18 protein-coding genes, 1 pseudogene and 1 riboswitch are annotated in these 23,907 nt (G+C 71.6%); of the genes and pseudogenes, 10 read left to right on the top strand and 9 right to left on the bottom strand.

Going from position 1 to position 23,907, the window contains the following annotated elements; translation table 11 throughout:
* Positions 1 to 2,009 (bottom strand): CHAT domain-containing protein (locus tag ACFWYS_RS03630; protein ID WP_384762724.1); only part of this gene is annotated, 2,009 nt, incomplete at its 3' end.
* A gap of 320 nt (positions 2,010 to 2,329) precedes the next feature.
* On the opposite strand from ACFWYS_RS03630, the gene ACFWYS_RS03625 reads away from it, so the two are divergent.
* From ACFWYS_RS03625 to ACFWYS_RS03600, 6 genes are read left to right on the top strand one after another with little or no spacing between them, the layout of a single operon-like run.
* A complete protein-coding gene (locus ACFWYS_RS03625) occupies positions 2,330 to 3,388 on the top strand; it encodes a hypothetical protein (RefSeq protein WP_384762722.1) in 1,059 nt (352 codons plus the stop codon).
* A gap of 47 nt (positions 3,389 to 3,435) precedes the next feature.
* Positions 3,436 to 4,356 (top strand): hypothetical protein, encoded by a 921-nt coding sequence (locus tag ACFWYS_RS03620; protein WP_384762720.1) that lies wholly within the window; start codon positions 3,436 to 3,438, stop codon positions 4,354 to 4,356.
* Positions 4,314 to 4,928: a hypothetical protein gene (locus ACFWYS_RS03615; RefSeq protein WP_384762718.1), complete on the top strand. Its 615-nt coding sequence runs from the start codon at positions 4,314 to 4,316 to the stop codon at positions 4,926 to 4,928. Before ACFWYS_RS03620 ends, ACFWYS_RS03615 begins: the two co-directional genes overlap by 43 nt.
* The gene (locus ACFWYS_RS03610; RefSeq protein ID WP_384762716.1) at positions 4,925 to 5,935 is read left to right on the top strand and encodes a M48 family metallopeptidase; all 1,011 of its coding nucleotides are present in this window, start codon (positions 4,925 to 4,927) and stop codon (positions 5,933 to 5,935) included. Before ACFWYS_RS03615 ends, ACFWYS_RS03610 begins: the two co-directional genes overlap by 4 nt.
* Before the next feature lie 40 nt (positions 5,936 to 5,975).
* Entirely contained in the window at positions 5,976 to 6,815 is an 840-nt protein-coding gene (locus tag ACFWYS_RS03605; protein WP_384762715.1) for a VWA domain-containing protein, read from the top strand.
* A complete protein-coding gene (locus ACFWYS_RS03600; protein ID WP_384762713.1) occupies positions 6,812 to 7,642 on the top strand; it encodes a hypothetical protein in 831 nt (276 codons plus the stop codon). The genes ACFWYS_RS03605 and ACFWYS_RS03600 overlap by 4 nt, the downstream gene beginning before the upstream one ends.
* On the opposite strand, the gene ACFWYS_RS03595 is transcribed toward ACFWYS_RS03600, so the two are convergent.
* From ACFWYS_RS03595 to ACFWYS_RS03580, 4 genes are read right to left on the bottom strand one after another with little or no spacing between them, the layout of a single operon-like run.
* A complete protein-coding gene (locus tag ACFWYS_RS03595; protein WP_384762711.1) occupies positions 7,637 to 8,590 on the bottom strand; it encodes a hypothetical protein in 954 nt (317 codons plus the stop codon). The two genes, ACFWYS_RS03600 and ACFWYS_RS03595, sit on opposite strands and share 6 nt — an antisense overlap.
* Positions 8,587 to 9,810 (bottom strand): hypothetical protein, encoded by a 1,224-nt coding sequence (locus tag ACFWYS_RS03590; protein ID WP_384762709.1) that lies wholly within the window; start codon positions 9,808 to 9,810, stop codon positions 8,587 to 8,589. Before ACFWYS_RS03590 ends, ACFWYS_RS03595 begins: the two co-directional genes overlap by 4 nt.
* On the bottom strand, positions 9,807 to 13,265 hold the full coding sequence (locus ACFWYS_RS03585) for an Hsp70 family protein (protein WP_384762707.1): 3,459 nt from the start codon (positions 13,263 to 13,265) through the stop codon (positions 9,807 to 9,809). The genes ACFWYS_RS03590 and ACFWYS_RS03585 overlap by 4 nt, the downstream gene beginning before the upstream one ends.
* Positions 13,262 to 15,988: a hypothetical protein gene (locus tag ACFWYS_RS03580; protein ID WP_384762705.1), complete on the bottom strand. Its 2,727-nt coding sequence runs from the start codon at positions 15,986 to 15,988 to the stop codon at positions 13,262 to 13,264. The genes ACFWYS_RS03585 and ACFWYS_RS03580 overlap by 4 nt, the downstream gene beginning before the upstream one ends.
* A gap of 204 nt (positions 15,989 to 16,192) precedes the next feature.
* On the opposite strand from ACFWYS_RS03580, the gene ACFWYS_RS03575 reads away from it, so the two are divergent.
* Positions 16,193 to 16,975, top strand: coding sequence for a septum formation family protein (locus tag ACFWYS_RS03575; protein ID WP_384762703.1), 783 nt, complete (start codon positions 16,193 to 16,195; stop codon positions 16,973 to 16,975).
* Here the strand turns inward: ACFWYS_RS03575 and ACFWYS_RS03570 are convergent.
* The 4 genes from ACFWYS_RS03570 to gcvT form a co-directional block, all read right to left on the bottom strand.
* Positions 16,962 to 18,329 (bottom strand): L-serine ammonia-lyase, encoded by a 1,368-nt coding sequence (locus tag ACFWYS_RS03570; RefSeq protein WP_384762701.1) that lies wholly within the window; start codon positions 18,327 to 18,329, stop codon positions 16,962 to 16,964. The genes ACFWYS_RS03575 and ACFWYS_RS03570 overlap by 14 nt on opposite strands.
* A 90-nt stretch (positions 18,330 to 18,419) precedes the next feature.
* Positions 18,420 to 19,691: a serine hydroxymethyltransferase gene (glyA, locus tag ACFWYS_RS03565; protein WP_384762825.1), complete on the bottom strand. Its 1,272-nt coding sequence runs from the start codon at positions 19,689 to 19,691 to the stop codon at positions 18,420 to 18,422.
* A 24-nt stretch (positions 19,692 to 19,715) separates the two neighbouring features.
* Positions 19,716 to 20,093, bottom strand: a complete 378-nt coding sequence (gcvH, locus tag ACFWYS_RS03560) for a glycine cleavage system protein GcvH (RefSeq protein WP_384762700.1) — start codon at positions 20,091 to 20,093, stop codon at positions 19,716 to 19,718.
* 127 nt (positions 20,094 to 20,220) lie between these two features.
* Entirely contained in the window at positions 20,221 to 21,348 is a 1,128-nt protein-coding gene (gene gcvT, locus ACFWYS_RS03555; protein ID WP_384762698.1) for a glycine cleavage system aminomethyltransferase GcvT, read from the bottom strand.
* A 166-nt stretch (positions 21,349 to 21,514) separates the two neighbouring features.
* Positions 21,515 to 21,613, bottom strand: a riboswitch (glycine riboswitch).
* Between the two features lie 169 nt (positions 21,614 to 21,782).
* Between gcvT and ACFWYS_RS03550 the strand changes: the two genes are divergently transcribed.
* From ACFWYS_RS03550 to ACFWYS_RS03540, 3 genes and pseudogenes are all read left to right on the top strand, one after another.
* Entirely contained in the window at positions 21,783 to 22,457 is a 675-nt protein-coding gene (locus ACFWYS_RS03550) for an AAA family ATPase (RefSeq protein ID WP_384762696.1), read from the top strand.
* Positions 22,458 to 22,577: 120 nt separating this feature from the next.
* The gene (locus tag ACFWYS_RS03545) at positions 22,578 to 23,369 is read left to right on the top strand and encodes an enhanced serine sensitivity protein SseB (protein ID WP_384762694.1); all 792 of its coding nucleotides are present in this window, start codon (positions 22,578 to 22,580) and stop codon (positions 23,367 to 23,369) included.
* 176 nt (positions 23,370 to 23,545) lie between these two features.
* Positions 23,546 to 23,907 (top strand): annotated as a pseudogene (locus ACFWYS_RS03540) (hypothetical protein); the annotation flags it as partial.

Genomic DNA, 23,907 nt, shown 5'->3' with positions numbered 1-23,907 from the left:
GCCGGCCCGTGCACCTTGTCGCTCACCAGCGACACCAGGCAGCCCCGGCGGTCGTCGGCCCGGGGGGCCAGGACGCGCCCGCCCGGGCCGACGGCGACGGTGTTCAGGGCGCCGCGGTGGGGGATGCGGCGGACCGGTGTGCCGTACGGCAGTTCCCACAGACAGGCGAACCCGTCGGCGCCCCCGGTGATCAGGCGCTTGCCGTCGGGGCGGCCGAACACCACGGCCCGCGCCGGCTCGGTGTGGACGAAGGTGCGGGCGGGGGTGTACCGGCCGTGGGTGTCCCACAGCAGCAGCCGGCCCGCGGTGTCGGCCGTCACCAGGTGGCTGCCGTCCGGGCTGAAGTCGAGGTCGGTCACCGTGTGGTGGACGGGCAGCCGGTGCAGGATCCGCCCGTCCTCGGCCCGCCAGATGGCGGCCTCCGTCCAGCCGGCCGTGGCGATACGGGCGCTGTCGGGGCTGAAGCACAGCCGGCGCGGGCCGCTGACGGTCTCCCGCCCGAAGTCGACGGCGCCGACCTCCTTCCCGTTGGCGGTCCGCCAGATACGCATCCGGTGCTTGGTGGCCGCGGCGAAGAAGGTGCCGTCCGGGCTGAAACGGACCGTGCGAGGGCCGTGGTTGAGCAGGCCGAGGGACAGGGTCAGCGCCGTGCGGCCCTTCTCGACGTCGACGATCTGGACGGTGCCGCTCTCCGCTCCGATCGCCAGCAGCTCACCGCCGGGACTGAAACCGAGCGAGTGCGCCGAGGCGCGGGAGCCCAGCTCCTGGACCAGGCTCAACCGGGGTACGGTCGGCCGCTCCAGGCACACGCCGTGCGCGGAACAGGGGCCGCGGTCGGTGCCGCGGTCGGGGCGGTCCGCTCCGCTCGGGCGAGGACGCGCCGTCGACGGCACGGCAGCGGCGGTCGGCTGGGGGTGCACATCGAAGATCCGGTCGGTTCCGGACTCCAGATACAGCACCGGCGTCCCCCACTCCAACGACCCCTTCAGCTCGGTGCGCATCGCCAGCCGGGCCTTCTGCACGGCCACATGGACGGCGTCGTTGCGCGCCAGACAGGTGTAGAACTCCCGGCCGAACTCCAGGGCGGCCCGGTCGCTGATCGGGAACTGCATGGCGGCCACCGCGGGCACGCCCTTGCGCAGGATGGCGGCGGCGGGGCTGGAGAACGGGTCCGAGGTGGGGGAGTAGTCGGTGCCGCACGCGTTGAGGACCACCAGCCGCAGGGTGCCGTCGCTCAGCAGCGGGGAGACGTCGGGCGCCGGCATCTCGTGCCGGTCGCCGGTTCTGCCGTCGGTGAAGGCCAGCGTGGCGCCGCCCGTGCCGGGGTCGAAGCCGCCGTGCCCGATGAAGTGCAGCACATGCGGCCGGGTCCGCCGCACTTCCTCGCGCAGATCGCGCCAGCTCTGGCCCGGCACCCAGGTGAGATCGACGATTCCGGCGCGCATCAGCTCGCGCAGGGCCCGGTGCAGCTCCGCGCGCTCCTGCTCGACCGAGAGTTCCTCCAGGTCGGAGGGGCGGGCGACCATGCCGAGGACCCGCAGCGGGGTCTCGACCGACAGCGGGCCCCGGGTGGTCGGCAGATCGAGCTCACGGACGAAGGCGTGGTCCACCGCGAGGTGCTCGCCCGCCACGGGGTCGTAGAGGAACTCCCAGGGCAGCCGGTCGAGACCGCCGGAGTGGGCGTTGAGGCTGATCCGCAGCGTCCGCCGGTCGTGCTGGGCCTGGGCCCGGCAGCGCAGCAACAGGGCTCGGGCCGTCTCGTCGAAGAGCGAGCCGAACATCAGCGTGCCCAGCTCCCGGACCAGTGCCGTCGCCGGGCCCGGCAGGTCCGTCGACAGCCTGACGCGATCGGCGACCCGCTCCAGCAGTGCGTTCGCCCGCGGATCGGCGGTGAGGAGCGGCCGCTCGACGCGGCAGCTGCCGATCGTGGTCCTCAGGTGGGCCATCTGCGCGTTGCCCACGGCATGGAGAGCGATGTCGAAATCGAGCGCCTCCCGTACCTCTCCCATGTGCGCTTCCCCCGAACCGATTTGGCGTCGCCACCCCCCAGGGCGAGCGAATGTGAGCCCGATGGTACGGCCGCGTGTCGGGCACGAGCAGGGGTTTGACGAGCATGCCGAGAGTAATTTCGGAAAGGGCATGTCCGCCCGCCGTCCGTCGTGCCATGCTGACTTCCTGCCGTTTCCGGCCACACGAATGATGATCGCCGGCCGGAGGCGTTATCGGGGGGATCATGGCAACGGGTGGATTTCAGCAGCAGCCACAGGAACAACTCTGGTTCGGAATAGGTGTAGTAGGCCCCAGTCGGGTCGGAAAGACCTCCTTGATCGTGTCGTTGATCGAGGACGCGCCGCGCATTCTGGCGGGCCGGGATGCGGTACTGCGTGTCCATGACCAGCCCACGACCGACGCCGTCAACCGCAGGCTCAACGAGCTGCGCGGGGCGGTCCGTGCGGGATCTTTCCGCAGGCAGGCGCTGCGCAGCACCGAGCGCATGACGTACTACAAACTGGCCCTGGAGACCGGGATAGCCGGTATCGCGGTGTATCTGAACGTGCTGGACTTTCCCGGTGGATGGCTGAGTCCGGAGCAGCACGCCCCGCGTCCCGAGGAAAAGTGGCAGGAGTGCCGCGAGTTCATCAGCCGAAGTACGGTGCTACTGGTTCCGGTGGATTCTACCGTCGTGATGTCCGCCACCGACCCGGAACATGAACGGATGGTTCCGGAACTGCTGAAAATCGCCCAGGTGGAACAAGTGGCCGAATCCTGGGCCACCGCCCGCGGCACGGAACCGGAAAACCGCGCTCTCCTTCTGCTGGTGCCCATGAAGTGCGAGAGCTATTTCAATGACAATGGTGGCTCGAAGGACGAATCCGGGCTGCTGTTCAAGAAGGTGGAGAAGATCTACGGCCGCGCCCTGGACGTCGTCCGGGCGAATGCCCCGCACGCCCAGATCCTCTACTGCCCCCTCGACACCCTCGGCTGTGTCGAGCTGACCGGCGCCCAGAGCTGGCTGCCGGACGGGGACGGGCTCCAGCTCAGCGCCGAGTTCACCGTGCGCCCTCCCGGTGAGATCTCAGTGAAGGGCGCCGAGGAGATCCTCATCGCCGTCTGCCAGAACCTCGCCGCGGTGCGGCACGCCGGGCAGCAGGAGAAGACCCGGCAGTGGGAGGAGCGCCACAGGGAGATCGAGGTCGTACGGGGCCGCCCGATGACCCTCCGTGAGCGTTGGCGCAGCCTGGTCAGCGGCGAGCGGTGGGAACTGCGCGAGAGAGGGGAGTTCGCCCGCAAGCAGGCCGTGCGCGCGCTCCGCCAGGAGGAGCACTTCGAGCAGCTGGTCGCCGACCTGGCGCTGCGCCCCATGGGGCCCCGGATTCGCGAGCTGTGAACCCGTCACCACCGATCACCATCCGCCGGGCGTGAGAGGAAACGACGGTGCGAGCACATGTACTGACACGGGGCTGGCGACGGCAGGACGACTACACCTTCTTCCCCGCGCTTCCGGAAGACCGCTGGTGGGAGCGGTACGGCGCATACGCCGACTTCGACTACCCGTTGCTGCTCGTGGAGGCCGACGGGGTGTCCTGGCGCGCCTACCTCGGCGGCCTGACCACCTCGCGCGAGGACGTCACCGGCACCCCCATCCGGCTCTCCCTCGCCCTCACCGGGGACTGCGGCCCGGGACCGGAGACGGACTGGGCGGCCCGGCTCGTGGAGGAGCACGTCCACGGCCAGGGCCGGGGCGATGAGGCCGTTGCGGCGGCTGAGAAGGGCGCGCTGGGGGCCCTCGACCAGGTCTTCGACGAGGCGGCCGTGGCCACGCTGTTCGCGGGCCCACCCGAACCGGGAGCGGGCGCCGGCGACTTGGTCGACACCGCCGTACGCGGACATGCCGACACCGGCGTACGCGGACATGGCAGCACCGCCGTACATGGGCCTGCGGACACGGCCGACAGCAGGTCACCCGTCGACCGCCCGTCCGCCCCGTCGCCGTCCACGCCCACCGGCTCATGGGTGGCCGGGATCGGCGGGGCCGGGGCGCGGAACGCGTTCGTCGACCACGCCGGTGCCCTGCTCGCCGGGACGGTCACCGGACGTGCCCTGGTCCTCAACAGCCTCCACGATCCGGACGCGTTGCCCCGGCCGGCCCCCGACGAACACCTCGTGGTGCTCGCCGACGCCCCCGAGGAGAGGTTCGGCGGCACGCCGGTGGCCATCGGGGGAAAAGCCTCAGGGCGGTCACCGGCCGCCCGGGTGGACAGCCGGCTGGTGTGGGCAGCCCTGGCGGCGGCAGCGGCGGTCGTCCTGCTCCGGTGCGCCCGACGCCGGAACGCACCCCGGCACCGGGCCATGTGACGGTGCGGCCCGAACCGCAGCACGTGGCCGCACCGCAGCACCCGGAGACGCCGAAGCCGCCCTCCGCCGTGTCGATGGTCATGTTCTCGCCCGGTTGCCCCGACGCACCGGACGGTGCGGGAGCGGCCCGGTCGGCGGGCGTCTTCCGGCAGTTCGATCTGCAGGTGACCTGGAGCGCCGAGGACGTCGACGGTGCCCGGGAGGCTCTGCTCACCCGGCAGGGCCTGGCGGCGGGGAGCCTCTGGGTCGAGCCGGCCAGGCACGGGCTCGTCGGCCGGCTCTGGCGGGGCGTGGTGCGTGCGACGAGCGGGGTGATCCCGGGACGGGCGCCGGGTCCGGACCGGACCCCGCGGCGCGCCCTGCTGAGCCTGGACGCGGTCCCGGCTCCCCGGTCGGCGGACCGGCCGCCACCGGTCGGTGAATGGAATCTCCTGCTGATGCCTGTCTGGCGTACGGCAGCGGGCACCACCCTGGCGGTCGCGCAGCTGCCGGTGCCCTGTCAGGAATGCGATCAACCGCACGGCGGCGGAATCTGCGTGCTCCTGCCGCTGTCAGGAAGCCAGGAACAGTGACCACGTCCCCGCGCCGGGTGCGTTTCCCGGGAATCTCCTCCGAAGCCTACGAACACCCCTTCGCGCAGGCCGCGTTGTCGACCGTACGTAAGGCCAAGGGCTTCGACCTCGTGCTCAGGAAGGTGATGGGCGCCCCGGGCGAGGCCGCGATGCGGATGCACCACCTCGCCTGCGCGGTGAAGGTCGGCGACACCCAGTTCCCCCGCCTCAACCAGGTGATGAACGAGGCCGCGCACACCCTGGACGTCGTCGAGCCGCCGAGCCTCTACGTCAACCGGGGCATCGGCTTCAACGCCGTGACCATCGGCTTCGACAAGCCGTTCATCGTGCTCGGCGCCGAACTCGTCGACCAGATGAACGAGGACGAGATCCGCTTCGTCATCGGACACGAACTGGGTCACGCCATCTCGGGGCACGCCCTCTACCAGAGCGTGGCCTGGTTCCTGGCCGCGGTCGGCGCGGGAGGTCTGCACGGGGTGCCCGGCGGCCCCCTGGTGCTGAAGGGGATCGAGCTGGGCCTGCAGGACTGGGGACGCAAGTCCGAACTGTCCGGGGACCGGGCCGGCCTCCTCGTGGGACAGGACCTGGAGGCCGCCGTCCGTACGCTGATGATGCTCGCGGGCGGCCGGCAGACCGCCGAGATGAACCCGAGCGCCTTCCTGGAACAGGCCGCCGAGTTCCAGGACGCCACCGGCCTGCGCAACCGCATCGTCAAATGGATGATGCCGTCCTCGGACCACCCCCTGCTGGTGGTCCGCGCCGCCGAACTCGACCGCTGGGTGCGCGAGGGCTCGTACAGCCGGATCGTCCACGAGGGCGACTACCCGCTGCGCGGCGAGTCGGCGTCCGTGAAGGACCGGCTCGCCGAGGGCCTCGGCGGGGTCGGGCGGGCACGGGCCTCCCTCGACGCGGCCGACGGCACCGCGGGCAGCCGGCTGGGACGCCTCGGCAGCCTGGGCAGCCGTGCGGGGGACGGCACCCGCGGCTTCTTCGGCCGCCCCCAGTGACGCAGGACAGCTGACCACCGCACGGCACGGGGAGGCCACGGTGTACGAGCAAGAGATCAGCAGGCGCAACCCGGGCTGCTTCCTCTTCCTTCTCGACCAGTCCTACTCGATGGGCGCCCCGATCTCCGGCAGCCCCGCGCCGAAGGCCTCGGCCCTGGCCGCGATGATCAACGAACTGCTCTACGCGGTCGTACTGGAATGCACCAAGGATTTCCAGGAACTGCCGCGGCACTACTTCGACGTCGGGGTGATCGGCTACTCCGGGAACGGCGTACGGCCCCTGCTGCCCGGCACCTCGCGCCGCCGCGCCCTCGTCCCCGTGCACGCCTACGCGGGGACCGGACGCCCCGTCGAGCACTCCCGGACGCTGCGCCGAGCCGACGGCAGCGTGGAGCACGAGCAGACCACGGTCCCGGAGTGGATCGCGCCCCTCAACGCCGGCTGGACACCGATGTGCGAGGCGCTGTCCATGGCGTACAAGGTGCTGCGCGGCTGGGTGAAGGAGCACCGCTCCTCCTTCCCGCCGATCGTCCTCAACATCACGGACGGCCAGGCCACGGACGGGGATCCGCGCGGTCCGGCGCGGCGCATCACCAAGCTGGAGACCGGCGACGGCCGCACCTTGCTGTTCAATCTGCATCTGTCGGAGGCACCGGGCACGCCCCTGTCCTTCCCGGTGCTCGCGCCGACGGACGTGCCCCAGGCCGGGCTGCTCTTCGAGATGTCGAGCGTCCTGCCCGGCACGCTCGTCCAGGCGTCGGGGTACGGGGGCCGGATCGCGTCCGGTGCCCGGGGGTTCGTGTTCAACGGCGGTGCGACGGCCCTGATGGACTTTCTGCGCATCGGGACCAGCACCACCTCTCTGATCGGCGAGCATTGAGCGACAACGGCCCGCCGCCGGGGCACGCCGTCCTGCTGTGCGAGGCGCTCGTCGTGCCCAAGGGGAGCGCGGCGGAGTGCGAGGACGCGCACGCCTGGAACGCGCACCGGGCGGCGGTCTGCGACGGCGCGTCCCGGGCGTTCGCCTCGGGCCGCTGGGCGACGCTGCTGGCCCGTGCCTTCCTCGTCACCGAACTCGACGGGCCGGACCGGAGCGGGCCCGAGGCGCTGGACGGCTGGCTGCACGAGTCGCGGGGGCTGTGGGCGCAGCAGACCACGCAGTCCGCCGAGGCCCCCGTCTACATCCGCGGGGCCCTGGCCCGCGGCTCGGCGGCGACCTTCGTCGGCGTGGACACCCGGGACGTGACCTCGACCCGGGTCGGCACCGGGCCGCTGATGGAGTACCGGGCGTTCGCCGTGGGCGACTCCTGCCTGTTCCATCTGCGCGAAGGCCGCCCGACCGAACTGTTCCCGCTGGACCGGCCCGACCAGTTCGACACCCACCCCGACCTGGTGTCGACCCGGGCGGAGGCGTCGGCGTCCCTGGCCCCGGTGCTGCGGACCACCGAGGGCGCCTGCGGGCCGGACGACGTCCTGCTGCTGATGACCGACGCGCTCGCGCAGTGGGCCCTGGAGGCGGCCGCCGACGAACACGGCAGCACCGTCTGGACGTTCCTCGAACAGGCGGGCTCGGACGAATTCGGCGTCAGGGTGAGGGAGTTGCGTGCCTCGCGGGCGATGAAGGAGGACGACGTCTCCCTCGTACGCTGCCGGGTCGTCGCCACTGCTCGTACTCCCACCGTCCGTACCCCTGCCGGCGTGTCATGACGCGGCGTACGCCGGGTGCGGAGGGCCGCCCGCCGCGCACGCGCGCAGCACGTGCTCCAGCGGCGGCACCGCGTCCGGCGGACCCGCGCACAGGTCGGCGAGCCGCTCGGCCAGCCGCCGTACGGCCGTGTCGGGCGACCGCGCCAGTCCCTTCCAGATCTTCGTGCGCCCGGGGGCCAGCAGATCGTCGCGGGTGAACAGCAGATGCTCCCCGTCCGGCCGGTCCGTCCACAGCGGGGGATCAGCGGCCACGGCCCGCAGCGACAGCAGGATGACCAGCGCCGGGAAGGCGTCGGCACCGGGACCCCAGTGGCCGATGTCCCGGTGCGGGTGCTGGTAGTTGCGGTGCCCGAACTCGCCGGGCGGGAGATGTGCGGCGAACGGCACCCATACGGCGTCCAGGTCGACCAGGACCACCCGCAGATCGTCCCCGACGATGATGTTGCCGTGCTGCAGATCGCCGTGGCAGATCCGCGACGAGATCAACTGGCCCATCGCCACCCGCCAGTTGCCGATCAGATGGTGCAGCGCCGCACGGTCGCCGCACAGGTCCGACACCGCCTCGTCCAGCAACTTGCCCTCGATCCAGGGCATCAGGACCAACGGCCACCACCGCCCCGACAGCCTGATGCCGTGCTCGATCCACTCGGCCTCGACCAGAGGTGTGCCGTGCTCGACGGGCTGGGCGTGCCGGTGCGCGGTCAGCGCGCGGTACCGCTCACCGCCGGAGGCCGGCTCACGGGACATGCAGCGGATGGCCACGCGTTCGTCCTGCCGGGTCCGGGCCGCGAAGACGATGGCGTTACGGCCGGTCGACGCGAGCGGCATCCCCGTGGCCCCGAACAGGATCTCGCACCGGGACAGCCGCGGATCGGCGAACACCTCGCCGGGCCTGCGCACCGCCGACGCGTACTGGGGCTTAGCCGGCCATACGACGGGGGACGTCATTCCTGGCCCCGGTAGACCACCCGGCCGGGGAACACCTGGTCGCCGACGCGCAGCCAGAGCCGCAGACAGGTGAGGGTGTCGCCCGGGCGTCCGCCGACGCCGAGCCGGATGTCGTCGCCCGCCCGGGTGTGCCGGCGGGCCTGACGGTAGGGCCGGGCCGGCAGTACGGCCTCCACGTTCCGGCCCGCCGCGAGCAGCTCACGGCACAGATCGAGCGGGGCCGCGTGGGACTCCTCCGCCAGCCGGTTCCACCAGCTGCCCGGCGCGCCCGGCGGCAGATGGGTGACCGAGCACAGCGCCTCGTCCACGGACACCGAGGCCCGCAGCCGTTCGGCAGCGTCGCGCGGGCTGCGCTCCAGCGACTCCAGACGCTTGGTCAGCTCACCCCGGTAGGCACCCGACACCTGAGGATCCGTCAACCGTGTGGAACCGCCCGTCCACAGCCGGTCGAGAAGAAGACACAGCGCCTCGTCGTGCTCGTGCAGCGCGAGCACGAGCGCGGCGAGGTCGGTCGCCTCCGTGACCTTCTCCCGCACGGTGCGGATCCCGGGCCTGCCATCCTCCGCCGGGGGCAGCAGCACCTCGTCGGCCCAGCCCCGCAGCGTCCGCCAGGGCTCCCGCGCCGCCGGATCGGCCTCCGCCGCCCGGGCACGCCAGACACCGGCATGCCGGTCGGGCAGCCTGAGCAGCGTGAGGTGATACCAGCACCGCACCCGGTCCGCACCCCCCGGCCCGTCGGCCGCGGGCGGCACCGCACCGGTCGCGAAGTCATCGACCTCGGGGGATCCGGCGAGCTCGGCGGCCAGCGCCAGGATGGGTGGGGGAGGGGTGGGTGGAGGAGCGGTGGCTGGGGGAGCGGTGGGAGGGGGAGCGGTCGGTGGGGGTGCCGGGGGAGGGGGAGCGGCGGGGCGGGGTGGTACCCGGGGGGTGATGACGCCGTCGGGGATGCCGGGTGCGTGTGAGGGGCCGGCCTCCGGAACCACGGCCGGTGCGGGCTCGCCCTCCCGGGGCACGGCGAGCAGGCGGTCCAGTGCCTCCAGCAGCGTCGTACACGCGACCGCACCCCGGTCGGCCGGGGCGGCCGCGAGCGCCGCGCGCAGGGTGCCGCGCAAGCCGTCGAGGGCGGCGGCCGCCACCGAGGCGAGCAGGGAGTCCTCGGTGCGCAGCAGATCCTCCCAGGGGACCCGCACCTCGGAGCCCGGACCAGGCCGGGCCGTCACTGCAGGCCGCCGAAGGGATCGTCCTGATCGGCCCGGCCCTTGTCCTGGACGGTCATCAGATGCCGCAGCACCCGCCCGGGTTCGTCCTCCACGTGCTCCCGATCCCGCGCCTGCCAGAACGGCACGCCGCCCAGGTGCAGGCGCAGCGCGCCGTGTTCGTCCAGCGAGGCCACGAACAGTGCGCGGGACCTGGCCTCGGTCTCGGGCCGGGGCAGCCGTCCGAGGGTCATCGTGCGTACGGTGTCGCCGTCCTGGATCGTCACACCGAACTCCCACTCCCCGGAAGCGGGTGACTCGGGCAGCGGCTCCGCTCCGAGCAGCCCCCGGCGTGCGGGCGCGCCCGGCGCGTCGGAGTCGTGGAACACCTCCGTGAACGCGCTGCCGGTGGCGAAGACCTCCTGTCCCGGGCCCGTCTGGGCGGAACCGGCGATCGTGTAGTTCACCTTGATCGCCATCGGCAGCTCTTCCGGCCGCTCACCCTGTTGCAGCAGCCCTGACTTGGTCAGCCTCTTCCACACGTCGATCGACGGGCCCCGGGGGTCGACCGTGTAGTGCGGGTCCCCTTGCGAGAAGTACGCGTACGCGTCCAGCTCCACGGTGATCTCGTACCGCGCGCGGATCCTGTCCGGCCAGATCCGGGCCGGGAACCCGCCGGCCGGGCCACCACCCCGTTGCCCGCGGGGTTCGGGACACTTGAACTGCCCCCACGTGATGTCGTCCGCGCCCTGGCGCACCCGGATGACCCTGATGACCTCCTGGATCGGCTCGGCCTCCGCGCTGCGCACCGCCAGGACCGGGGGCTCACCGGCGGTGTGGACACGGTGGTGCAGCATCGTGTTGGCACCGAACAGGGTGCGGTCCCCGGCGCCTTCCAGCATGGCCAGCTCGAACTGGCACGGGAGCGAGAAGAACAGGTTGTCGACGTCGATCCGGACGATGGTGGGTCCGTCCTTCAGCGTGTCCACGGACCCCTCCGAGGTGAAGGAGGTCTGCCGTACCTGCTCGGCCCAGGCGGCACCGATCGACGTCGCCGTCTTGGCGTACTCCCGCTCCACCTCGATGTTCGCCGGGTCCCAGTCCAGGTCGCGGCCCTTTCCGAGCCGCCGGATCAGCACGTCCCGCACCAGCGGCATGGCACTGGACTTGCCGGTGAGGATCACCCGGTCGAGCCGCTCGCCGTCGAGCAGCCGCTCGCTGAGCAGACCGTCGGCGAGGGCCGCGACAGCTTCCAGAGGGCCCGCGACGAGCTGCCGGAAACCGGCGGTGTCCAGTGCGAACTCGACGCCGGTGCGCGGGTCGCCGCCCCAGCCGAGACTGTCCAGCAGACCCGAGAGCTCCTGTTCACCGAAGCGGTACGGCGACGGACCGCTCGCGGACGTGGAGTCGGAGCCGCCCAGATGGATCTTCGCCTGCTCCGCCAGGTTCCACAGTTGCTCGAAGGTCCAGCGCATCCTCTTGAGCTCACTGGCGGGAGCCGTCCGCCAGCACGTCGGCACCGCGACCTCGGCCAGCCGCCGGGCCTGGGAACGCCGGTCGGACTGCACCGAGTGGGCGTCCCGGGCCAGGCTCCCCGGCCGATACTGACCGGCTTCGTCGAGATAGACGGACTTGGCCTCCTGCAGATCCGAACGGAACCGCTCCGGGTGCGCGGCGATCAGCCGGTCCGCCAGCTCCGACTTCAGCCAGTGGAACACCGAGAGCGTCAGCAGCTCGCCGCCGAGCTGGGTGTGACCGCTCGACCCCTGCACGGTCGGCGTCAGCGTGTAGTGCCGGCCGAGCCGTTCCGCGTCGGGATGCCGCAGCACCTCGACGGGGGTGGTGTCCTCCAGCGTGAGATTCAGCATCGCCAGGTCACAGGTCCCGCCGCCCAGATCGCAGACGAGCACGTTCTGCGTCCAGGCACGCCCCGACCCCAGCCGGCGGGAGCGGGCCCGGAACGCCTCCACGCCCAGGCTCGGATCGCCGCCGAAGTCCCGCATCACGAAGAACATGACGGCGGCCACGGCCTCGTCGAAGTGCATCGACACCCGGTCGACCCCGAGCCCCTCCGACACCAGGGTCCGCAGGGCGCGCCGCACGTCCGGGGTCGCGACCGTCGGGTAGGTCACGACCAGGTCGTTGAGCCGGCCCGAGCCGAGGCGGCCGGGGTCCTGCCGGGAGATGTAGCGGTCGGCTCGGTCGACGAGATAGCCGAGGGCGGACTGGATGAGCAGGTCCGAGGTCGGCGGCGGGTTCCCGGGCAGTTCGTCCAGCACAACTCCCCTGCCGAGCTGCAGTTTGAGCCCGCGGTACGACTCCAGGGGGGCCTGTGCGACACCGCCCGGCGGGGTCATGCCCGAGCCGGTCAGCCGCTCGGGCTCGCCGAGGCGCACCGTGAGCGGGGCGGTGGACAGCACTTCGAGCCGACTGGACACCTCCGGCGTACCGTCACCCAGTTCCACCCGGAACAGCCGCATCTGTTCCAGCGGCGGCACGTCGAACGCGGCGTCGTAGCACCGGTGCAGACGCGTCGCGAGCTCGGCGCGCAGCAGATGGGAGCAGTCCGGGATCCGCTGCTCAAGCAGCAGACACAGCCGGAAGAGCTGCACCGTCCCCGTCTCCGCGCCGACGAGCTCGGCCGGGGAGCGGGGGTCGGCCGTCCCGCCGTCGCTCATCCCGGCCTGCGCCAGGGCCAGCACCGACTCCCACTCGTCCTTGACGAGGTCCGGATACGGCTCGCCCAGCACATGCTTCAGGACCCCCTCGCGCAGCCGCGCCACCCGGGCCGGCGAGAAGGGCTCCCGCACCTTGAACTGACCGTCGTACAAGGTCACCGTGGAGTTGCAGGTGCCGTAGTCGATCGCCGCGTGCCCCAGGTACTCGTCGTCCTTGTCGAGAACGCGACTGCGCACCCGTACGGCCGGAGCGGGCGGCCCGGCGGTGGGGAGCGGCGCCTCGGGGGCGCCCGTGGCATCGGCGGGGACGCCCATGGCGAGGGTCGGCGCCGGCTCCGCGGCGACGGCGGTCGGTGCGTCGTGCGGCGCGCCGGCCGGGCGGAGGAAGGACACCGTGCCGTAGGTGCCGCTGCGGTAGGGGATGCCCCGTACCTCGCGGCCGGTCAGCGGGTCGATGTGGAAGTACTCCACGTCCACCACCAGCCGCAGCGTCGTCGTCCCCTGTGCGTCCATGAAGCCGGGATGGGGTACCGGGGCCGGACGTATGTCGTGCGTCCCCTCGACGCGGCGCCCGCGTGGATCGGCCCCCTCCCAGGCGTCGGCCAGGCGCTCGGCCCAGTCCCGGGCGGACGGCGGCACGCCCTCGGCCCGGCAGGCGAAGTACTCCACCCAGACCGGACCGGCACCCGGATCCGTCGGCACCAGCCGGACCGTGGGCAGCGTGTACCGGCCCTGTGCGTCGGGACGCAGCTCGATGGTCCCGGCCCGGTCCGTGCCCAGCAGCACGGTCTGCAGCGTCATGGCGTGACTCCCCCGTCAAGTGGCCCTCCCTCGAAGGGCCGTCCGCCGGCAGGCCCCCCACCGCCAGGAGGCCCGCCACCGAAGGGCCCTCCGCCGAACGGCCCGCCGGACCCCCAGGGGATGGCCTCCGAGTCCCAGTCGGAGGTCTCCCAGGAGTACGCCGAGTCGGCCGTACGCAGCCGCAGTTGCTCGGCGAGGCCCGCGAGGCCGTGTTCGCTCTCCTTGCCCCCGGCGACCGCGGTGACCAGCGCGCCGGTCAGCGCCGGTGCGCGCAGCTCGGTGATGAAGGCGTCGGCCTGGCTCCGCAGATGCTCCGCCACCAGCCGCTGCCGACGGGCGAGCCCCGCCAGGGCCTGGTGGAGCACCATCGCCGTCAGCTCCCGGCGGTGCCGGGCGATGGTGGTCTGGTGCCCCGACGAGGCGTCCGCGGCGGAACCGGCGAGGTTGTCCGGATGCCAGGGCAGGATGTGCCCGCTCCGCAGCGGGAAGTGCTGGCGCAACCGCTCCTCGTCCACCTGCGGTTCGGCCGGATCCGTGTCGCGCAGCGCCTTCTCCGCCTCGTCGCGCAGCCACCGCAGGGTCGCGGCACGCGGCAGCCGGGCGGCGAGCCGCTCACCGTCGGGCGAGGAGCGCAGCAGGTCGAAGACATCCTCCGTGACCACCGTCGCCAGTTCGGTGGCGGCCGCCACGACCCGCTGCTGATACCCGAGCAGCCAGGCCTCCACCGCGGCCAGCAGCCGCGCCGAACCGGCCGCCTCGATCTCCCGGCAGGCGTCCCGGAACTCCGCGAAGAACTCGTCCGTCCGCACGGGCACCCGGTGGTCGCCCCGGAGCCGACGCGGGTCCACATGCTCCTCATGGACCGTGTCGAGCAGCCGGTTCCAGGACGGCCAGGCGTAGACCCGCTCGGCGGTGTCCCGTTCCAGCTCGGTGAAGAGGCTCGGACCGGGGGCTCCTCCGGGCCCGCGCGAGTACAGACGGCGGGCGTCGAGGAGTTCTACGGCGGCCCCGTCCCGTACCTCGGTCCACACGGCCGACAGGGTGGTCAGACGCCGCTTCACCGCCGTCTCGGAACGGTGGTCCACCCGACTGCGGCCGCCCGACGCCTCCAGCGCCGCGTGCAGCTCGCGCAGCGCCCGGACGACCTCCTCGCGGCGTTCGGCGAACTGGCCCAGACGGAGCGCGGCACCGTGCCGGCTCACATGGTCGGCCAGCCGACCGCGCAGCCGCTCCAGCCCGCCGTTGTCCGCGAAGTCCGTGAGCATCCGGTCCAGGCCGCCGCTCAGGGCGTCCGTGCTGAGCCGCCCGCCGATGTCGCGCCAGGTCTCCGCGCGCTCGTCCGCCTTCGCCATCTGGGAGTCGAGGTCGCACTTGTCGCGGAACCTCTTGCTCACCCCCTCGTGCAGGCGGCCGACGCTCATCGCCCGCATCACCGAGGTGAGCAGCACACGGTCGGCCGGTCCCATGGCCGCCCGGGTCGCATGCGTCGGGGTCACCAGGCGCTCGGCACTGGCGAGCAGGTCCCGCAGCACCGGGATGCCGTTCAGCAGCAGTTCCCTGGTGAGCGGCTGGGGGCCGTGCCGAAAGGATTCGAGTACCGGCTCGGCCACACGCAGGTCGTGGAACCGGCTGAGCAGCGCGATGACGGAGTCCTCCATGGAGTCCGCCCGCCGCGCCGCTCGCCACATCCGGGAGATGCGCTGCAGTGTGTCGGTGGCAGGGCCGCCGCAGTTCAGCAGCATCAGCAGGGTGTGCACCGAGTGCAGTTCCGCGCCGCACAGATACTCGTCCCGTACGGCGCTGAAGTCGCTGTTGAGCCCCGGAAAGTCGAGGAACCGCAGCTCCGCTCCGGGAAACTCGTTGAGGTCCCAGACGGACGGGGCCACGCGCACTTCCCGGACGAGCCTGCGGATCAGGGGGAGCGTCGCGCCCAGCAGGTCGGCGTCGAGCCGCCCTCCGAGGCCGGAGTCGGTGGGACGGGCGGTGCTGCCGGAGCTGTCGGAGGCGCCGGACCAGGGGCCGGTGCGCGGATCCGCGCCGCGCTCGGCGTCCGCCCCCGGCAGGACCACGGCCGCGCGGGCGAGTTCGGCGGTGAGATCGGCGGTGTGTCCGAGCGGGAGACCGGACTCGCGCATCCGCCGCAACGCCTGGTCCAGAGCGTCGATTTCCTGGAGCACTCCGGCGAGCGACTGTGCCAGACCGCCGGTCAGATACGTGTCCCGGAAGCGGAGCAGCTCATCACAGTCGGGCTCACGGATCGGCAACTCCTGTAACCGACCCACGAGTTGGGGTGACAGACCTCCCTTCCGAGCCTGCTCCGCCAGCGTGTCCCTGAGGTGGCGCAGATAGTCCAGCGTCTGCCCCTGGCTGAAGTACTCGACGCGCACGCCGGACTCGAACGACTCACGGGCCTGGGCGGATCCCGCCTTCGCGTGGATGAGGGTGACGTTCCCGGTCACCGCCTCCTCACCCACCGGGAGCAGTTCCGGCAGCCCCAGCAGCAGCCCGAGCAGCAGGGATTTGCCCGCGCTCACCTCCCCGACCAGACCGATGCTGAACGGCGCCCGGGCGCTCTCCTCCGCCCTGCGCAGCGCTTCGAGCGCCCGACGGTGTGCCTCGCGGACGGCGGGATCGGATCCCGGCCCGTCGGGCCGATACCGTGTCAGCAGCGCGGTCAGTTCCGCCGCGTCCGACGCACAGCGTGCCAATTCCCCCAAAGACACGGCTCACCTCCCGGCCCGTACCGGCCGCCGACACGGCCGGTGAACGTTCCGCCCCCGAGCGGATGCGGGACCACCGTAGAGGTGCGGAATACCCGAAGAAAGGCAAATAGATAAAGAATCTTGTTTGTGGAGTACTAAATAATTAGTCATGATTTATTGGGCATTGCAGGTGGACGGGACCCGCCCGCTGTGCACGATGGCTCCATGGGATCGCCCGACGTCCCGGACCCGGAGCCGCCCTACCGGCCCTGGCCCGGCGAACAGTTGCCGTACACGCCGTCCACCGCCTCGCCCGGCGATTTCACGGAGCCCGCCCCACCGCCCCGGCGCCGGCATACCTGGCTGCGGGTGGCGGCACTCACGGTCGCCGTGCTGGGCATCTCGACGGGCGCCGTGCTGTTCACCCAGGGTGGCGACAACGGGTCCACCGGCGGCACGGGCGCGGACGACATCGTCGTAACGACCGACGAGCCGACGGATGAGCCGAGTGACGAGCCGACGGACGAACCGACGGACGAACCGACCGACGAGCCCACGGACATCGAGCCGTCGGAGACCGAGACCGAGACCGAGACCGAGACCGAGACCGATCCGGGGTCCGAGGAGACCTACGTGGACGACCTCGCCGTCGGCGACTGCGCCGACAAGACGGAGAGCATCTCCTACGTCCTGCTCGTTCCCTGCGACGGCCCGCACGACGTGCAGACCCTGGCCAACACGGAACTCGACGACGGCTTCGGGTACCCCGGCGACGACGCGATCGACGAGGAGGCCCGCTCACTGTGCGACGAGGCCTATCTGGAAGCCTCGGAGAACTGGACGTCCGACGAGGAGGACGGCCTCGGCTGGACCAAGGTGGTACCGAACGACGAGACCTGGGAAGTGGGGGACCGTACGGTCGTGTGCTTCCTGGAGTCCTACTTCTCCGGCGGGACGTTGGAGAAGGACTGGCTCGACTACTCGTTCTTCTCGCTCAGCACTCGATGATGTTGACGGCCAGCCCGCCGCGCGCGGTCTCCTTGTACTTGACCGACATGTCGGCGCCGGTCTCCTTCATCGTCTTGATGACCTTGTCCAGGGACACCTTGTGCGAGCCGTCCCCCCGCATCGCCATCCGCGCCGCCGTGACCGCCTTCACCGCGGCCATGCCGTTGCGCTCGATGCACGGGATCTGGACGAGGCCGCCGACCGGGTCGCAGGTGAGGCCGAGGTTGTGCTCCATGCCGATCTCGGCGGCGTTCTCGACCTGCTCGGGGGAGCCGCCGAGCACCTCGGCCAGCGCGCCCGCCGCCATGGAGCAGGCGGAGCCGACCTCGCCCTGGCAGCCGACCTCGGCGCCGGAGATGGACGCGTTCTCCTTGAAGAGCATGCCGATCGCGCCCGCGGCGAGCAGGAAGCGGACCACGCCGCCCTCGTCGGCGCCGGGCACGAAGTTGATGTAGTAGTGCAGGACCGCCGGGATGATGCCGGCCGCGCCGTTCGTAGGTGCCGTGACGACTCGGCCGCCCGCCGCGTTCTCCTCGTTCACGGCCATCGCGTAGAGCGTGATCCACTCCATCGCGTGGGCCAACGCATCGCCCTCCGCGCGGAGTTGGCGGGCCGAGACCGCGGCACGGCGGCGGACCTTCAGGCCCCCCGGCAGGATTCCCTCCTTCGCGATCCCCCGTGACACGCACTCCCGCATGACCCGCCAGATCTCCAGCAGGCCCGCGCGGATCTCGTCCTCGGTGCGCCAGGCCCGCTCGTTCTCCAGCATCAGCGAGGAGATCGACAGGCCCGTCTCCTGCGTCAGACGCAGCAGCTCGTCGCCCGTGCGGAAGGGGTACTTCAGCACGGTGTCGTCCAGCTTGATGCGGTCCGCGCCGACCGCGTCCTCGTCCACGACGAAGCCGCCGCCGACCGAGTAGTACGTCTTCGACAGCAGCTCGGCGCCCTGTGCGTCGTAGGCCCACAGCGTCATGCCGTTCGCGTGGTACGGGAGCGCCTTGCGGCGGTGCAGGACCATGTCGTCGTCGAAGGAGAACGGGATCTCGTGCTCGCCGAGCAGCCGGAGCCGGCCCGCGGACTTGATGTCCTCGACCCGCTCGTCCGCCCCCTCCACGTCCACCGTGCGCGGCGAGGCGCCCTCCAGGCCCAGCAGCACCGCCTTGGGCGTGCCGTGGCCGTGCCCGGTCGCGCCGAGCGAGCCGTACAGCTCGGACCGGACCGACGCGACGCGGGACAGCACGTCCTCGTTGCGCAGCCGACGGGCGAACATACGAGCCGCTCGCATCGGGCCGACCGTGTGGGAGCTCGACGGACCTATACCGATCGAGAACAGGTCGAAGACCGAGATGGCCACGGGGACTCCTCAATTGGGGTGGTGCAGAGAGTTCTGCGGGGTGCCCCGCCCGCTCACTGACCAGTGTGCGGGACACCCCACAAAAAGGAACTACTTGTTCAGACCGGGGTACAGCGGGTGCTTGTCGGCCAGGGCCTTGACCCGGGCCTTGAGCGAGGCGGCGTCGTAGGACGGCTTGAGTGTCTGGGCGATGACGTCCGCGACCTCGGTGAAGTCCTCGGCGGTGAAGCCGCGGGTGGCCAGCGCCGGGGTGCCGATACGCAGGCCGGACGTCACCATCGGCGGACGCGGGTCGTTCGGGACGGCGTTGCGGTTGACCGTGATGCCGACCTCGTGCAGACGGTCCTCGGCCTGCTGCCCGTCCAGCTCGCCGGCGCGCAGGTCGACCAGGAGCAGATGCACATCGGTGCCGCCGGAGAGCACGTTCACCCCGGCCGCCCGCGCATCGCCGGCGGTCAGCCGCTCGGCGAGGATCCTCGCGCCCTCGACCGTACGCCGCTGACGCTCCCGGAACTCCTCCGAGGCGGCGACCTTGAAGGAGACCGCCTTCGCCGCGATCACATGCTCCAGCGGACCGCCCTGGAAGCCCGGGAACACCGAGGAGTTCAGCTTCTTCGCGAACGCCTGCCTGGCCAGGATGATGCCGCCGCGCGGCCCGCCCAGGGTCTTGTGGGTGGTGGAGGTGACCACGTCCGCGTGCTCGACCGGGTTGGGGTGCAGCCCGGCCGCGACCAGCCCGGCGAAGTGCGCCATGTCCACCCACAGGAACGCCCCGGCCTCGTCGGCGATCCGCCGGAACTCCGCGAAGTCCAGCTGCCGCGGGTACGCCGACCAACCCGCGATGATCACCTTCGGCCGGTGCTCCTTGGCGAGCCGCTCCACCTCGGCCATGTCCACCAGGCCGGAGTCGTCCACGTGGTAGGGGACCACGTGGAACTGCTTGCCGGAGAAGTTCAGCCGCATCCCGTGGGTGAGGTGGCCGCCGTGCGCCAGGTCCAGCCCCAGGATGGTGTCGCCGGGCTGGGCGAGGGCGAACAGGGCGGCCTGGTTGGCGGAGGCCCCGGAGTGGGGCTGGACGTTGGCGTACTCGGCGCCGAACAGCTCCTTGACCCGGTCGATGGCGATCTGCTCGGCCACGTCGACGTGCTCGCAGCCGCCGTAGTAGCGGCGGCCCGGATAGCCCTCGGCGTACTTGTTGGTCAGGACCGAGCCCTGCGCCTCCATCACCGCGACGGGCGCGAAGTTCTCGGAGGCGATCATCTCCAGGGTGGACTGCTGACGCTCCAGCTCGGCGTCGAGCGCGGCCGCGACGGCCGGGTCCAGCTCGTGCAGGGGTGCGTTCAGAAGAGTCTTGTCAGGCATGTCAGACATAGGGGGTGCTGCTCCTCAGCCGGCGGTGTGGGCGTCGTACTCGTCGGCGGAGAGCAGGTCGGCCGGCTCCTCCGTGACACGTACCTTGAACAGCCAGCCACCCTCGAAGGGGGCGGAGTTCACCAGCGACGGGTCGTTCGTCACGTCCTCGTTGACCTCGGTGATCTCACCGGTGACAGGGGAGTACAGGTCGGAGACCGACTTGGTCGACTCCAGCTCACCGCAGGTGTCACCCGCGGTCACGGTCGAGCCGACCTCGGGGAGCTGGGCGTAGACGACATCGCCGAGCGCGTTGGCCGCGAACTCGGTGATGCCGACCGTCGCGACGCCGTCCTCGGCGGTCGACAGCCACTCGTGCTCCTTGCTGTAGCGCAGCTGCTGGGGGTTGCTCATGGCCTGAATTCTCCTGTACGCGCGGGAGTGGTGATGAATGGGGTACTGCTGGAAACGTGTGTGAGCAGCGGAAATGTGCGCAGGGTCACGCACGGGCCACTGCCGGACTGCCTCTGGGCCAGTCTCTCTACTTCTGTCGCTTGTAGAACGGCAGCGCCACGACCGCGTACGGCTCGTGGCTGCCGCGGATGTCCACACCGACGCCCGCCGTGCCCGGCGCCGAGTGCGCCGCGTCGACGTACGCCATGGCGATGGGCTTGCCCAGCGTGGGGGAGGGGGCACCGGAGGTGACCTCGCCGATGACCTCGCCGCCGGCGACGACCGGGTACCCGGCGCGCGGGACGCGACGCCCCTCGGCGATCAGGCCGACCAGGACGCGCGGCGGGGCGGCCTCGGCACGGGCGGCGGCCTCGGTCAGCGCCGCGCGCCCCACGAAGTCGCCCTCCTTGTCGAACTTCACCACCCGGCCGAGCCCGGCGTCGAAGGGCGTGAGCGAGGTCGTCAGCTCATGGCCGTACAGCGGCATGCCCGCCTCCAGGCGCAGCGTGTCCCGGCAGGACAGCCCGCACGGGACCAGGCCGACGCCCTCGCCCGCCTTGCTGAGCGCCTGCCACAGCTCGACGGCGTGCTCCGGCTTCACGAACAGCTCGAAGCCGTCCTCGCCGGTGTAGCCGGTGCGGGCGATGAGCGCGGGCACACCGGCGACGGTGCCGGGCAGACCGGCGTAGTACTTCAGACCGTCGAGGTCGGCGTCGGTGAGGGACTTGAGGATGCCGGGGGACTCGGGGCCCTGTACGGCGATCAGCGCGTACGCGTCACGGTCGTCGCGGACCTCGGCGTCGAAGCCGGCGGATCGTTCCACCAGGGCGTCGAGGACGACCTGGGCGTTGGAGGCGTTGGCCACGACCAGGTACTCGGTCTCGGCGAGCCGGTAGACGATCAGGTCGTCCAGGATGCCGCCGTCGGCCTGGCAGATCATGGTGTAGCGGGCGCGGCCGAGGCCGACGGAGGCGATGTTGCCGACCAGGGCGAAGTTCAGGAGGGCGGCGGCCTGCGGGCCGGTGACGGTGATCTCGCCCATGTGGGAGAGGTCGAAGAGCCCGGCCTGCGTCCGTACGGCGTTGTGCTCGTCGCGCTCGGAGCCGTAGCGCAGGGGCATGTCCCAGCCGGCGAAGTCGGTCATCGTCGCGCCGAGCGAGCGATGCAGGGCATCGAGCGCGGTACGGCGTTGCTCAGAGGGTGCGGTGCTGCTCATCGGTCGTTGGTCTCCAAAGGCATGACGGGCGAGGTCGTTCCTCCCCATCTGTCATCGGAACCTGAGAGGTTCGCCACGACCGCCACGGGGACGATCACGGCTTGCACCTTGGGTGGAGCCACGCCTCTTCGCCAGGACAGAGGGGTGGCCCGCTTTTCAGATGTGCCTCGCCCGCGCGGTAACGGGGCCTGAGAGATTCAAGGGAGGGACTTGCTCCTTCGGCGCCCCAGCGATGGACTGCTGGGGACTCTCCCGCGCGGATTCAAACGGCCGGTATGCAGTTGGCGCGGACATCATTGCACGCCCGGCCCGGCTTCGGCAGGGCCGTGTCTGTAACCGGGTTGTGGCAGTAAGCGAACGAAAATGCGAGAGATCATCCATTACCTTCTCTTTACGCTCAGTGGGGAAGGGACTCCTGACCCCGGAGGAGGACGATGACGGTGAAGCGCACCACGGCGTACGCGACGACCTCGGGCATCGCGCTGCCCAAGCAGCCCACTGCCCCCGCTGTCGAGGCCCGCGGCACGCTCCACGCACCCGTGGTCCGCGATCTGCGCGAGCGCTCCGGCCACAGTCCGCACGCCCTGCTCTTCGGCCCCGAGGACCTCGTCGTGGTCACCGGTCTGCCCGGCAGCGGCAAGTCCACGCTGATGCGGCGGACCGTGAAGGGCCTGCGTATCGACTCCCAGGACACCCGGGACCGCTGGGCCGCCCGTATGCCCGGCTTCCTCCCCTACGCCGTCTACCGCCCCCTGGTCCGCCTCGCGCACTACACCGGACTGCGCCGCGCCCTGCGCTCCGGCAAGGGCGTCGTCGTGCACGACTGCGGCACCCAGGCCTGGGTGCGCGCCTGGCTGGCCCGCGAGGCCCACCGCCGCGGCGGCACCCTGCACCTGCTCCTCCTCGACGTCACCCCCGGCACCGCCCTGGAGGGCCAGCGCGAGCGCGGCCGAGGCGTCTCCCGCTACGCCTTCCTTCGGCACCGCACGGCGGCCGCCCGCCTCCTGCGCTCGGTGGAGAAGGGCCATCTGCCCCAGGGCTGCAACTCTGCGGTCCTGATCGACCGCTCGGCGGCGGACGTACTGCGCCGGATCGGGTTCACCGGCTGACCGCCCCGGGGGCACGCGCTGACCGGTCGTGCGCGGGATGACCGGCCGTAGCGCAGAGCGGGGCCGGCACCGGCTAGCCTCTTGGGTCTCAGACGTGGTTCACAGCAGGCGGTCAGACAGATGGACTTCCCGGCGGATCTTCCCGCGGACTTCCCGGCACAGACACACCTCCACCCGCACGGCGGCTGGCCCGGCAACGAGCTGGAGGAGGTGCTCTCGGCCTCCCTCGGCCTGCCCTCGGCCGGCGGGCGGATCGTCGAGGTGCTGGGCCGCAGCTTCATCTGGGTGCCCCTGCCCGGCGGCGGCGGCCCGCACAGCGGCCCGCTGGACCTGCCCACGGTTCAGATCGAGGGCCAGGCGTACGTCCCGGTCTTCAGCTCCGAGGAACAGTTCCGCCAGGTCGTCGGCTCCCACATGTCGTACACCGTCGCCCCCGCCGTGGAGTTCGCCCGCGGTCTGCCCCCGCAGATCGGCATCGCCCTGAACCCGGACGGCGTGGTCGGTGTCCCGCTGCCCCCGGCGGCGGTCGCCGAGCTCTGCCGGGTGGGCCGCACCCCGCTGGACGGCCTCACCTCCGGCGGCCGCGTCCGGCTCTACGAACCCGACTGGCAGGAAGAGCCGGTCGACTTCCTCGCGACGGCGTCCGCCGAGTTCGCCGGGACCGGCGTCGTGGCCACGGCCCGCCGCTGCCTCGCGGCGATCGAGACGGCCACCCCGGTGATGTTCATAGGCGTCGAACTCTCCCAGAGGGAGGGCGACCTGCGCGCGGCCCCCATGGACGCCCTCGCCCGCGCCCTGGGCCGCACCCCGGTCCAGTGGCCGGTCAACCTCGTCCTCCTGGACGTGGCCCAGGACCCGGTGATCGAGTGGATGCGCCACAAGGTCCGCCCGTTTTACCAGCGGGACTTGTAGCGGGACTGGTAACGCCCCTTTGGGGCAGCGCCCCTTCAGGGGCGCGGGGAACTGCGCGACAAGCCACAACGAGCCCGCAGACGGCACACCACATCAAGTCCCGAGCTCCCTCCGGCTCTCCCAGCGGAGCGCCTAAGCTGGGCGCACAGCCAAATTTCCCGAAAGGGCGGTAAGACGTGAGCGCGAGCGGCACTACCTCGACCGGACAGGTCGAGCACATGCTGCGCCAGGTGACGCCCGGGCGCTACGACGCCTACGAGGCCCTCCTGCGCGCCCTCGCCACCCCCGCCACCGGCCAGGTCTGGATGCTGCTGTGGCACGGCCAGGCCGGCTCCCCGGACGCCCAGTACGGAAACATGGAGGTCGACGGCCACGGCTACGCCCCCTGCGTGACCTCCGCCCAGGAGCTGTCCGCCAGCGGCTGGAACCGCAGCTACGAGGTCGTCGACGGAGTCGACGTCGCCCGCACCCTCTACCCGGACCACGACCAGTCTCTTATACACAAATCCCAACCCACCAGACACCGATATATCGGGGT

Source organism: Streptomyces sp. NPDC059010, assembly GCF_042740355.1.
Lineage (GTDB): Bacteria > Actinomycetota > Actinomycetes > Streptomycetales > Streptomycetaceae > Streptomyces.
This window is presented reverse-complemented; position numbering and strand designations above follow the sequence as displayed.